This is a genomic window from Nocardia sp. NPDC003963, from assembly GCF_053605105.1.
In genome coordinates this window covers 106,134-117,522 of the sequence record NZ_JBSGIP010000010.1, presented here as the reverse complement: position 1 = coordinate 117,522, position 11,389 = coordinate 106,134, and the positions used below count along the sequence as shown (strand labels likewise).

General features: G+C 67.3%; 11 protein-coding genes and 1 pseudogene. 6 read left to right on the top strand and 6 right to left on the bottom strand.

Annotation, left to right across the window (positions count from 1 at the left end; genetic code table 11):
- Positions 1-28: 28 nt before the first annotated feature.
- The 3 genes and pseudogenes from ACWEWT_RS19235 to ACWEWT_RS19225 form a co-directional block, all read left to right on the top strand.
- Positions 29-883 (top strand): Bax inhibitor-1/YccA family protein, encoded by an 855-nt coding sequence (locus ACWEWT_RS19235; protein ID WP_452560652.1) that lies wholly within the window; start codon positions 29-31, stop codon positions 881-883.
- Between the two features lie 130 nt (positions 884-1,013).
- Complete coding sequence (locus ACWEWT_RS19230) at positions 1,014-2,195, top strand: Fic family protein (RefSeq protein WP_452560651.1); 1,182 nt, start codon at positions 1,014-1,016, stop codon at positions 2,193-2,195.
- Positions 2,196-2,235: 40 nt separating this feature from the next.
- Positions 2,236-2,444: pseudogene (locus tag ACWEWT_RS19225) on the top strand (Bax inhibitor-1/YccA family membrane protein); the annotation flags it as partial.
- Positions 2,445-2,459: 15 nt separating this feature from the next.
- Here ACWEWT_RS19225 and ACWEWT_RS19220 read toward each other — a convergent pair.
- The gene (locus ACWEWT_RS19220; protein WP_452560649.1) at positions 2,460-3,443 is read right to left on the bottom strand and encodes an EamA family transporter; all 984 of its coding nucleotides are present in this window, start codon (positions 3,441-3,443) and stop codon (positions 2,460-2,462) included.
- A 266-nt stretch (positions 3,444-3,709) separates the two neighbouring features.
- Between ACWEWT_RS19220 and ACWEWT_RS19215 the strand changes: the two genes are divergently transcribed.
- Positions 3,710-4,351 (top strand): DNA alkylation repair protein, encoded by a 642-nt coding sequence (locus ACWEWT_RS19215; RefSeq protein WP_452560759.1) that lies wholly within the window; start codon positions 3,710-3,712, stop codon positions 4,349-4,351.
- Positions 4,352-5,016: 665 nt separating this feature from the next.
- On the opposite strand, the gene ACWEWT_RS19210 is transcribed toward ACWEWT_RS19215, so the two are convergent.
- The 3 genes from ACWEWT_RS19210 to ACWEWT_RS19200 form a co-directional block, all read right to left on the bottom strand.
- Complete coding sequence (locus ACWEWT_RS19210; protein ID WP_452560647.1) at positions 5,017-6,234, bottom strand: acetyl-CoA C-acetyltransferase; 1,218 nt, start codon at positions 6,232-6,234, stop codon at positions 5,017-5,019.
- 93 nt (positions 6,235-6,327) lie between these two features.
- Positions 6,328-7,185: an SGNH/GDSL hydrolase family protein gene (locus ACWEWT_RS19205; protein ID WP_452560646.1), complete on the bottom strand. Its 858-nt coding sequence runs from the start codon at positions 7,183-7,185 to the stop codon at positions 6,328-6,330.
- Between the two features lie 71 nt (positions 7,186-7,256).
- Positions 7,257-7,718: a hypothetical protein gene (locus ACWEWT_RS19200; RefSeq protein ID WP_452560645.1), complete on the bottom strand. Its 462-nt coding sequence runs from the start codon at positions 7,716-7,718 to the stop codon at positions 7,257-7,259.
- A 114-nt stretch (positions 7,719-7,832) separates the two neighbouring features.
- Here ACWEWT_RS19200 and ACWEWT_RS19195 point away from each other — a divergent pair, with 114 nt between their 5' ends.
- Positions 7,833-9,224 carry a cystathionine beta-synthase gene (locus tag ACWEWT_RS19195; protein WP_452560644.1) on the top strand — a complete coding sequence of 464 codons (1,392 nt, stop codon included), beginning with the start codon at positions 7,833-7,835 and terminating at the stop codon, positions 9,222-9,224.
- Positions 9,225-9,346: 122 nt separating this feature from the next.
- A complete protein-coding gene (locus tag ACWEWT_RS19190) occupies positions 9,347-10,381 on the top strand; it encodes a mechanosensitive ion channel family protein (RefSeq protein ID WP_452560642.1) in 1,035 nt (344 codons plus the stop codon).
- A 58-nt stretch (positions 10,382-10,439) separates the two neighbouring features.
- Here the strand turns inward: ACWEWT_RS19190 and ACWEWT_RS19185 are convergent, their stop codons facing one another.
- Positions 10,440-10,778, bottom strand: coding sequence for a DUF6401 family natural product biosynthesis protein (locus ACWEWT_RS19185; protein WP_452560641.1), 339 nt, complete (start codon positions 10,776-10,778; stop codon positions 10,440-10,442).
- 80 nt (positions 10,779-10,858) lie between these two features.
- Complete coding sequence (locus tag ACWEWT_RS19180; RefSeq protein ID WP_452560639.1) at positions 10,859-11,380, bottom strand: DUF4254 domain-containing protein; 522 nt, start codon at positions 11,378-11,380, stop codon at positions 10,859-10,861.
- Between the last annotated feature and the right edge of the window lie 9 nt (positions 11,381-11,389).

Sequence of the window (11,389 nt, the reverse complement as noted above, 5' to 3'; positions counted from 1 at the left end):
CCAACGAACTCCGAGAAAGGGATTTGCGGTGCGCGCCACAAGCAATCCGGTATTCAAGAATCTGCCGAAGCAGGAAACCGGCTACGCGAGCTTCGGCTCGGCCGCCGCCGGCGCGGGTCAGCTGGGCTACCAGTACGGCAACCAGCAGCAGTACCCGCAGCAATATCAGCAGCCCTATACACAAGCGCCGACCCGGTCGCTGACCATCGACGATGTGGTCACCAAGACCGGTATCACCCTGGGTGTCCTCGCGCTGTCCGCGCTGGTCACCTACATTCTGACCAGCGCGAACAACGGTCTGGCGCCGCTGTTCGTCATCGGCGGTGGCCTCATCGGACTGGTTCTCGTACTGGTCGCCACCTTCGGAAACAAGGCCGACAACCCGGCCCTCGTGCTCTCCTACGCGGTCGCCGAGGGTGTCTTCGTCGGTGCCCTGTCGTTCATGTTCACCGATATCAGTTTCGGTGGCGCGGGCGGCGCGGGCATGATCGGCCAGGCCGTCCTGGGCACCTTCGGTGTGTTCGCCGGCATGCTGGTCGTCTACAAGACCGGCGCCATCCGGGTCACGCCGCGGTTCACCCGTATGCTCATCGGCGCCATGATCGGTATCATGGTCCTGATCGTGGGCAACCTGGTCGCGAGCTTCTTCACCGACGGCGGCTTCGGCCTGCGCGACGGCGGCCCGATCGCGATCATCTTCAGCCTGGTGGTCATCGCCATCGCCGCGTTCAGCTTCCTGCTGGACTTCGACGCCGCCGACCAGCTCATCCGCGCTCAGGCTCCGCCGAAGGCGGCCTGGGGTGTGGCCCTGGGTCTCACGGTCACCCTGGTCTGGCTCTACGTGGAGATCCTCCGCCTGCTGAGCTACTTCCAGAGCGACTAGTAGCGACCGCGACTGCATGAAGGCGGCCCTCACTTCGGTGGGGGCCGCCTTTCGCGTGCGGTGCCGATCAGTTGTATTTCGACGCCGAAATCCGGAAACAATCCAACTGAAGTGCCTATACAGTTAGATTGTGCGCATCGAAATGTTCTCGAACAGCCCAACTGGTGTGCTTGTTCCTATCGGTGGCACAGACCGGCGATGGGGTGAGTGGTCCCATGTTGCCTACGTGCCGAACCCGCTTCCGGATGAAACGCCCCCGCTCGGCGTCCGGACATTCAATATGGTCGCCAAGGCCCGGGCCGCGCTCGCCGCGCTCGACGCATCGGCGCGCCAACTCCCGAATCCGGCTCTCCTGCGACAGCCGACACTGCGCCAAGAGGCGCAGAGCACCTCCGCGCTGGAAGGCACCTACGCGCCGCTGGAAGATGTTCTCGGAGTAGACGCCGATGAGCAGCCCGTGAACGAGACCATGCGCGAAGTATTCAACTATGTCGTCGCCGCCGACCATGCCTTTCAGTGGGTAGCGGACGGCCGGGCACTGACAGTGGGGATGCTCGAATCTCTGCAGGGGATCTTGGTCGGTGGTACATCCGCCGATACCGATCAGGCCGGTCGGATCCGGACCGCTCAGGTGGTCATCGGTAGCCACCGTGGTGCCCGGGTGCCCGATGCGCGCTTCATTCCGCCGCCGCCCGGAATCGATCTCGAAGCGCAGGTCCGCGATCTGACCGATTGGATCATGCGCCCCAACGACGACATCGATCCGCTCGTCATGGCCGGCATGGCGCACTATCAGTTCGAAACGCTGCACCCGTTCAACGACGGTAATGGCCGAATCGGCCGTCTGCTCATCGTGCTTCAACTGCACCGGTCCGGCATTCTCTCGGAGCCGACGCTGACGGTGTCGCCGTGGTTCGAAGCCAGACGGGCGGAGTACTACGACGCACTTCTCGCGGTCAGTGCGGCGGGCGACTGGGACGGATGGATCCGTTTTTTCGCCGAAGGGGTCGCTGCGGCCGCGGCCACCACGGCTGCCCAGCTCACTGATCTGATCCGTGTGCAGTATGAGTTGAAGAATCGGGTGCGTGCGGCCGGTCTCCGGGCGGCGAACGCCTCGCGGCTGATCGACTATGCACTCGAACAGCCGATTTTCACTGTCCGTAATGTGCAGCGGCACTTGGGTGTGACCTACAACGGAGCAAACAAGATCGTCGGGCAACTCGCCGATATCGGCATCCTGCACCAGCGGGGGGAGAGTTCCTACGGGCGCCGCTTCGCCGCGCTCGAAGTCCTTGCGGTCCTATTGCGCTGACCTGGTGCCGCCTTGAGCAGCGGGGGCAACCCGGTGGCACGACGGCGGCTTCGGCCTGCGCGACGGCGGCCCGATCGCGATCATCTTCAGCCTGGTGGTCATCGCCATCGCCGCGTTCAGCTTCCTGCTGGACTTCGACGCCGCCGACCAGCTCATCCGCGCTCGGGCCCCGCCGAAGGCGGCTTGGGGTGTGGCCCTGGGCCTCACGGTCACCTGGTCCGGCTCTACGTCGAGATCCTGCGCCTGCTGATATGCGCTGCTCGTTTATCGCGTGCGCCTCGCTCGGGCGACGAGCGAGTGTCTGGTCCGTGCCGCAAAGGTTTCGGGTCCGGCCTGCTGCACGAGCAGCGCACCGCCGAGCAGTATCGCCGCTCCGGCCAGTTGTATCGGCCCGAGCGACTGGCCGAGCAACAGCCAGGCCAGCAGGGCGGCGGCCACCGGTTCCACCAGAGCCAGCACACTGGCCGGAGCCGCTGACAGGTCGCGCAACGCATGTAGTCCCGCCAGGTAGGGCAGTACGGTACCGGCCACGGCCAGCATCAGCAGCACCAGCCACACCGGAACTCGCAGCCCTCCCAAGTCCGCAGCAGTAGTGAGCAGGTCCGCAGGCAGTGACCAGGGTGGGGCGAGCACCGATACCAGTACCGCGCCGATCGCCAGTCCGACGGCGGTCAGCCCGAACGAATCGTGCCTGTTCGCCCCGTGCTCTCCGAGCAGGAAATACCCGGCCGAGCAGATCGCCGCGCCCAGCCCGGCGGCGACACCGAACAGGTCCGGTCCGCCACCCCGCCAGATCTCCGCGACCAGAAGCAGTCCCGTCAGGGCCAGCCCGATACCCACCCACACCAGCCCGGGCAGCCGGGCACCCCGCACCACTCGAACCCACAGCGCGACCACCACGGGAGCCACATTGACCAGCACCATCGCCACTCCGACCGGGATCCGGGCCACGGCCACGAAGAACAACAACTGCACTCCGCCGACCCCGAGCAGGCCGTAGCCGAGCAGCAACCCGAGATCGGAACGTCCGAACCGCAGTGCTCGCGGCCGCAGCACCGCGACTACCGGCACCAGCAGGAGCGCGGCCAGTGCGATCCGCGCCGAGGTCACCGCGGTCGGTGACCAGCCCGCCGCCATCACCGCCGTGGCCAGCGAGCCCGAACTCGCGAACAACACCCACGAGCCCAGACTCAGCCCGGTCGCCCGGGCCCGGTTCGAGGTCCGGACGACCTTCTCCGATACGGCCACCCCGAGAGCGTGCCGCAGCGATCAACTCCCGGACCACAGATTTTTCGGTCGACCGGCACTTCGTATATCGGCTCTGCGGTCGCCGCGCGGTCGAGATCGCGGGAATCCGGAATTTCCCCGGGGGATCGCCGTCGCCGCGCCGGGCCGATTGCCGGAGTGTGGTTTCCCGCACCGCGTCTGCGCAAGAATGTAGTCCGCTGACCGGAGTTCCGGACCCGAACAGGTAGGAGGTCGAAGTGACCGATACGACGACCGTGGCCGAGGTGATGGCCGAACTGGCCGACCTCGCGGATCCGAAGATCCGTGCGGTGAACGAGCGACGCGGCGACGACCACGCCGTGAACCTCACGAAACTGCGCGCGGTCGCGAAACGGCTGAAGACACAGCAGGATCTCGCGCTCGGGTTGTGGGAGACCGGCGATACGGCGGCGCGACTGCTGGCGCTGCTGGTCTGCCGCCCGAAAGCGTTCGCATATGACGAGTTGGACGCCATGCTCCGTGATGCCCGGACGCCCAAGGTGCACGACTGGCTCTTGAACAATGTGGTGCGGAAGAACCCGCACGCCGAGGAACTGCGCGCGGCCTGGTTCGCCGATCCGGATCCCGTGGTGGCGAGCGCGGGATGGGAGTTGACCGCTGAACGGGTGACGAAGCAGTCCGGGGGCCTGGACCTCACCGGCCTGCTCGACACTGTCGAGTCGGAGATGAAGGACGCCCCGGACAGGCTGCAATGGGCGATGAACACCTGCTTGGCGCAGATCGGCATCACGTATCCCGAGTACCGTGCTCGGGCGATCGAGATCGGTCAACGGTTGCAGGTGCTCGAGGACTACCCGACTTCGCCGGGCTGCACCTCCCCGTTCGCGCCCGTCTGGATCGCCGAAATGGTGCGGCGTCAGGAGAAGTAGCCGGTAGTAGGCCGGCCGGACGCGTGGGCACGTCCCGAACGGGCTGTCTCCCCGGTCGCGAGCGGGGTGCACGGCAGCAGGACGGAAAACAGCTTGCGCGGCTCGCCGGGGCCGGGGTGATCATTGCGGGCATGGAAATGCCGACTGTGGAAGATCCCGCACGGGTGGGGGAGACGGTGTTGCGGGATGGTCGGCGATCGGCGTGGGCGGAGTGGGGCCCGGTGGATGGCCGGCCTGTCCTTTTCTGTCCCGGGGCAGGCTGGGGGCGCGGACTCGGATTCGGTTCCGGAGTACTGGCCGAGTTGGGCGTTCGACTGATCTCGGTGGAGCGGCCCGGTTCGGGTCTGTCCACCGCGTTGCCGGGGCGCACACTACGGATTCCGAACGCTACACGGCACTATCTGCCCGACAGCGGCGCCGCGCTGTTGTGGACCCACGCTCACGAAATCCTGGAATCACTCGTTCGCACCACGCCGTAGAGATCGCGCACAGCGGACGCCCTCGATCCGGCGAAGCGCGGCCCTTCCGCAGACGGCGGAAGCCTGCGGAAGGGCCGATGAAGCTATCCGTATCGGCCACGGTGCGGGTCGACGCTTACTCGGGTCGGACAACAGGTTTCCGGCCCCGCCTACGAAGACCTCGATACCGTGGGGCACACCGAGGACTCAGCTCAAGCGCTCGATGATCATCGCCATGCCCTGGCCACCGCCGACGCACATCGTCTCCAGACCGAACTGCTTGTCGTGGGTCTGGAGGTTGTTGATGAGGGTCGCGGTGATGCGGGCACCGGTCATCCCGAACGGGTGGCCGAGGGCGATGGCTCCACCGGAGACGTTCAGCCGGTCCTCGTCCATGCCCAGTTCCCGGGCCGAACCCAGCACCTGTACGGCGAAGGCCTCGTTGATCTCGTAGAGGTCGATATCGCCGATGGTCTTACCGGCCAGCTTCAGCGCTTTGCGTACCGCTTCGATCGGGCCCAGGCCCATGATCTCGGGGGAGAGCCCGGAGACACCCGTGGAAACGATCCGCGCCAGCGGGGTGAGGCCGAGTTCCTTGGCCTTGGTATCGCTCATGACCACCAGGGCGGCGGCACCGTCGTTGAGCGGGCAGGCGTTACCGGCGGTCACCGTGCCGTCGGGGCGGAAGACCGGCTTGAGCTGGGAGATCTTCTCGTAGGTGGTCCCGGCGCGGGGGCCGTCGTCGGTGGAGACGACAGTGCCGTCGGGCAGGGTCACCGGGGTGATCTCCCGTTCGAAGAAGCCCGATGCGATGGCCTCTTCGGCGCGGTTCTGCGACCGCACGCCCCAGTGGTCCTGGTCCTCTCGGGAGATCCCGGTGAACGAGGCGACGTTCTCCGCGGTCTGGCCCATCGCGATGTAGACGTCGGGGATGGTGTCGTCGTTGCGCGGGTCGTGCCATTCGACGCCGCCCTGCGCGGAGGTGGCGGTGCGCTCCTCGGCGCTGCCGAACAGCGGGTTGTGGGTATCGGGCCAGCCGTCGGCGGTGCCCTTCGGGAACCGGGAGACGGTCTCCACACCGGCGGAGACGAACGCGTGACCCTCGCCCGCCTTGATGGCGTGGAATGCCATCCGGGTGGTCTGCAACGAGGAGGAACAGTACCGGTTCACAGTGGTGCCGGGCATGTAGTCGTAACCCAGCTGGGTGGCGACGACCTTGGCCATGTTGAACCCGGACTCACCGGCGGGCTGGCCGCAGCCGAGCATCAGATCATCGATATCGGCGGGTGACAGGGCGGGGACCTTGTCCAGTGCGGCGCGCACCATCTGCGCGGCCAGGTCGTCGGGCCGCATGCTCACCAGCGACCCCTTGTTGGCCCGGCCGATGGGGGAGCGAGCAACGGAAACGATGACGGCCTCTGGCATGAGGACTCCTTTGTCGGGGAGCGTGCTCGGCCGAAACGGCCGAACCGAACACTACTCGCGGGTACGATCCCCTCGAATCTACGTCGCGTCCGGCTACGAGGAAATATCCGCCGTGGCCATATCCCGTTCAGCGAGCGCTCTCGTCAATTCGGGCAGCAGATGGGTGGCGGCCAACGCGTAACCCGCGGCCGAGGGATGGAAACCGTCGGCGGAGAACAACTGCTCCGGAGCCGACCGGAAATCCTTGCTCAGCAGATCGCCCATCGCGACCGTGCGGCCACCGGCCGCCCTGGTGGCCGCCGTCTGCGCGCGGGCCAGCCGGACACTCCAGCGGTGCACCACCGAGCGCAGGGGTTCCGGGATCGCGGTGACGCTGCCCAGATCGGGACAGGTGCCGACCACGACGACACTGCCCGCGCCGTGCAACCGGCTGACCGCCGAGCCGAGACGTTCGGCGGACCGGGCGATCGAATGTTTCTTGGTGACGTCGTTCGCGCCGACCAGTACGACGGCGGCGTCCGGCGGCCCGCCCGCCACGAACATCGCGTCCACCTGCCCGGCCAGACCCTTCGAAGTGGCGCCGGAGATGGCTTTGGTGCTCAACCGGATCCGCTGCCCGGTGGCGTCGGCCAGGCCGTGCGCGATACGGACGCCGGGCACCTCGGCGGCACTACCGCACCCCAGGCCGGCGGCGGTGGAGTCGCCGAAGATCATCAGGTGCAGGTCGGCGGGTGCGCCGGAGCGCCAGCGTTCGTACCCGTGCGGTGTGTAGATACCGTCGGCTTCCGGGGGTTTGGAGGTATCGCGGCCGATCATGCCGCGCGCCGTGCCCGCCTGGGTGGTGAGCAGCCGATAGGCCGCCCATGACGCGGTTCCGGCACCGGAGCCGAGCAGAGCCGTGGCGGCACCGGCCACCGCGGCGGTGCGCCATCCGATCCGAGTTTCGCCCATGGGCAGGGATTTTACGAGCGGGAAGGATCTCGTGCGAACGTGCGAGCCGTCGCGGCCGGGCGTGTCCGGCGTCAGGCCGGGACGACGAAACTGCCGTGCGCCGGGATGCTCGCGTGGTTGGTGGTGACGACGACGTCCACCCGGCCGGGGCCGGTGTCCTGGAACAGCGAGTACTGGATGCTGCCGTAGATACCGGTCACCACATTGTTGACATAGCTACCGGTGGCCCCGGTATCGAGATTGCGCCAGGTCACGGTGGTCAGAACTTCGCACAACGGTGCGAGCGGGTAGGCCCCGGGCCCGATCCCGGCGACCGGGTTCGCGCGGACATTGATCACCGCGCGACCGGGCCACTGTGGATCGGTATCGGCCCAGGTGCGGATGCTGGTCCCGCACAGGCCGCCGTAGGCCAGCGTCGGGACATCGGGGAACGCGATGGTGGCGGCACCGGCCGTCGCTCCCGGCCCGGCGATCAGCGCTAAGGCGGATCCGGCCAGAAACACGGTGGCGCGTGCGCGCTTCGGCAGCCTCATAGGTCCCAGATAGTAAAGGCTCGGCACCGGCCCCGCCGGATTTGCGCGGTGCGGAAGTGCCGACGCGGCGGACCGCACCGAAGCCCCCGGCAACGCCTCTGCAACGATGGGGGTATGCGCATCGCGGATCATGTCGTGGACCTCATCGGCAACACCCCACTGGTCCGATTGAACTCGGTGGTTCCCTCGGGTGCCGGGCTGGTGGCCGCCAAGATCGAGTACCTGAACCCGGGCGGGAGCGCCAAGGACCGTATCGCGGTGAAGATGATCGAGGCCGCGGAGAAGTCCGGACAGTTGCGCCCCGGTGGGACGATCGTGGAGCCGACCTCGGGTAATACCGGTGTCGGCCTCGCACTGGTGGCGCAGCAGCGCGGCTACCACTGTGTCTTCGTCTGCCCGGACAAGGTCAGCGAGGACAAGCGCAATGTGCTGCGTGCCTACGGTGCCGAAGTGGTGGTCTGCCCGACCGCGGTGCCCCCGGAGCACCCCGACAGCTACTACAGCGTCTCCGACCGGCTGGTGCAGGAGATCGACGGCGCCTGGAAGCCGGACCAGTACTCCAATCCCGGCGGTCCGGACAGTCACTACGAGACCACCGGCCCCGAGATCTGGCGTGATACCGACGGTACGGTGACCCATTTCGTCGCCGGTGTCGGCACCGGCGGCACCATCACCGGCGTCGGCCGCTACCTGAAAGAGGTGTCCGGCGGGAAGGTGAAGGTCGTCGGCGCCGATCCCGAGGGGTCGGTGTATTCCGGCGGGACCGGCCGGCCCTACCTGGTCGAGGGTGTCGGTGAGGATTTCTGGCCGTCGGCCTACGATCCGGCGATTCCCGACGAGATCATCGCCGTCTCCGACGCGGATTCCTTCGATATGACCCGCCGTCTGGCACGCGAAGAGGGCCTGCTGGTCGGCGGTTCGTGCGGGATGGCCGTGGTGGCGGCGCTCGAGGTGGCCCGGCGCGATCCGGAGGCCGTGGTGGTGGTGCTGCTGCCCGATGGTGGGCGCGGGTACCTGTCCAAGATCTTCAACGACCGCTGGATGAGCTCCTACGGATTCCTGCGCACCCCGCTCGACGGGTCGACCGCGGAAACCCTGGTCGGCGATGTGTTGCGCGGTAAGTCCGGGGAACTGCCCGATCTGGTGCACACCCATCCCTCCGAGACACTGCGCGACGCGATCGAGATCCTGCGCGAATACGGTGTCTCGCAGATGCCGGTCGTCGGGGCCGAACCGCCGGTGATGGCCGGTGAAGTGGCCGGCAGTGTCTCGGAGCGGGATCTGCTCTCGGCGGTGTTCTCCGGCCGGGCGAATCTCACCGATTCGGTGGCGCAGCATATGAGCGAATCGTTTCCACTGATCGGTTCGGGTGAGCCGATCTCGGCGGCCACCAAGGCACTTTCGGATACCGACGCGCTGATGGTCGTCGAAGACGGCAAACCCGTCGGGGTCATCACCCGGCACGATTTGCTGGGGTTCGTGAGCACCGGCCGCACGGCGCATTAGCAATTATTCCGCAATCACAGGTCCAACCAGCTCCACCGGGGTATAACGTGGCGTAGTGCCGTTCGTGGCAAACGCTGCGTCCGATCGGAGAGCGAAGGGAAGGGCTTGTGCAAACCTCAAGTTTGGCAATCGATTTCCAGCAGGGTTTCTCTGACGCGTGGAGTTCGATCGCGACATTCGTACCCAAGCTCCTCGGCTTCCTGGTCATCCTGCTCGTCGGCTGGGTCATCGCCAAAGTGGTCGAGAAGATCGTCGACAAAGTTCTCGAGCGAGTAGGTTTCGATCGGCTCGTCGAGCGGGGCGGAATCCAGCGGATGCTGTCGCGCAGCAAATACGACGCGTCCGATCTCCTGGGACGGCTGGCCTTCTACGCGATTCTGCTGATCGCGCTGCAGATGGGTTTCGGGGTCTTCGGGCCCAACCCGGTCAGCAATCTGATCAACGGGATCGTCGCCTGGCTGCCGCGGGCGGCCGTGGCCATCCTGATCATCGTGGTCGCGGGCGCCATCGCGCACGCGGTCAACGATCTGGTGCGCAACGCGCTAGGCGGCCTGAGCTACGGCCCGATGCTCGGCCGGATCGCCGCGGTCTTCATCTGGGGTATCGGCATCATCGCCGCGCTGAACCAGATCGGCGTCGCCACCACGGTCACCACGCCGGTCCTCATCGCGGTGCTGGCGACCCTGGGCGGCATCCTGGTCGTCGGTGTCGGTGGCGGTCTGGTGCGGCCGATGCAGCAGCGCTGGGAATCGTGGCTGACCGGGTTCGAGGAGGAGATGCCGGCGGTGCGTGGCCACGCCGAGGCCTATCAGCGCGGCCGGGAGGACGCGTCGCGGGAGCGGCAGCGGACGGGCGCGCAGCAGGCGGGGCGTGGACAGGCGCCGGGCAGCCGTGAGCCGGAGCAGTGGGATGAGCCCCAGCCCGCGCGGGGCGGCGGTTACCGGGGCGAGCCGGAGGAAGGCAGCGGTTACGGACAGCAGATGTCCGGTGGTGAGTACCGCCAGTTCGGCAACCCCTACCGGGGCGGGCAGTCGCCCTACGGCGGTCCCCAGACGCCGTACGGTCAGTCCACGAACTACGGCGACGGCGGACAGCCGCCCTATGGGGAAGGCGGTCGGTCACCCTACGGTGGCGGCGAACCGCGCCACCTGCGCTGAGCGTCTCATCGACTCGTTTCTGCCGTGGACCGGATCTCCGGTCCACGGCAGAAGTCGTTCAGCGGGCCGGCAGATCCGCCTGCAGGCAGGCGCCGGCCAGGCGCAGATGCAGCCATTCGGCGCATGCCCAGTCCGCGGGTTCGGTGACCGGCGTGGTCCGGTCGTCGAGCAATCCGCGCATATAACCGGCCAGCAGTACGGTCGGCGCGACCCCGGCCGGCCTATCCACGCCGAGATCGAGAATGTCGCGCACTGCCGCCGCGTGCTGATCCAGCTCCGCGGACAGACCGGGGAGCGCGGCGGCCGCGGCGAACGCGGGCGCCCCGTGGGTCCGGTGGATACCCTCCAGATAACGGCGGGCGGAAACTTCGAACAGACGGGGACCCAGGGCGAACATAACTCGATGGTAACAACGCGCCGTCTTTTATCGTATTGTGATTTTTTACGCATCCTCGCAGGTGGCTGTGGGTAACTGGATCAGATCCGGCGCCGCACAGGCTCGGCGCCGGTCACCAGATCGGTCCATTCGTCGGCCAGCAGCGCGAGCCGGTACCACGCGGCGTGCACCCGATCGTCGGAGACGCATTCGGCGCTGTGCAGCAGATGGTTGGCGTGGACATGCGCGGCGGCCATCCGGTCGATGGTGGCGCCGAGGGAATCGGCTCGCGGCCGGTGGGCTCGGCGACCGGTCAGCTCGGCCTCGATCCAGCGGTCGATCACCGCGACGAGCTCGGCCCGCCGGCAATCTATCCCGGCTGTCGCGAGCGGATCTCCGTGGCGGCGCCGATGCAGATCGGCGAGGGTGTTCGCCCAGGCGAGCAGTGGTCGCCCGGATTCGCGTTCGCCGCCGCCGGCGAACGCGGCCACCAGCTCACGCTGATCGGGTAGTCGGTGTGCGGGAATGCGTTCGCGCGAATTCCGTACGGCTTTGACGCCGAACGCCGATTTCGCTGTGGTGGACGGTCGCCGATTGCCCGGTCCGGGCGACTGCGAGTTCATAACGCACCT

Excerpts from the sequence above, each read along its gene's own strand:
- ACWEWT_RS19215 (WP_452560759.1), top strand. The coding sequence starts at position 3,710 with ATGGCCGAACTGGCCGACCTCGCGGATCCGAAGATCCGTGCGGTGAAC.
- ACWEWT_RS19210 (WP_452560647.1), bottom strand. The coding sequence starts at position 6,234 with ATGCCAGAGGCCGTCATCGTTTCCGTTGCTCGCTCCCCCATCGGCCGG.
- ACWEWT_RS19205 (WP_452560646.1), bottom strand. The coding sequence starts at position 7,185 with ATGGGCGAAACTCGGATCGGATGGCGCACCGCCGCGGTGGCCGGTGCC.
- ACWEWT_RS19200 (WP_452560645.1), bottom strand. The coding sequence starts at position 7,718 with ATGAGGCTGCCGAAGCGCGCACGCGCCACCGTGTTTCTGGCCGGATCC.
- ACWEWT_RS19195 (WP_452560644.1), top strand. The coding sequence starts at position 7,833 with ATGCGCATCGCGGATCATGTCGTGGACCTCATCGGCAACACCCCACTG.
- ACWEWT_RS19185 (WP_452560641.1), bottom strand. The coding sequence starts at position 10,778 with ATGTTCGCCCTGGGTCCCCGTCTGTTCGAAGTTTCCGCCCGCCGTTAT.
- ACWEWT_RS19180 (WP_452560639.1), bottom strand. The coding sequence starts at position 11,380 with ATGAACTCGCAGTCGCCCGGACCGGGCAATCGGCGACCGTCCACCACA.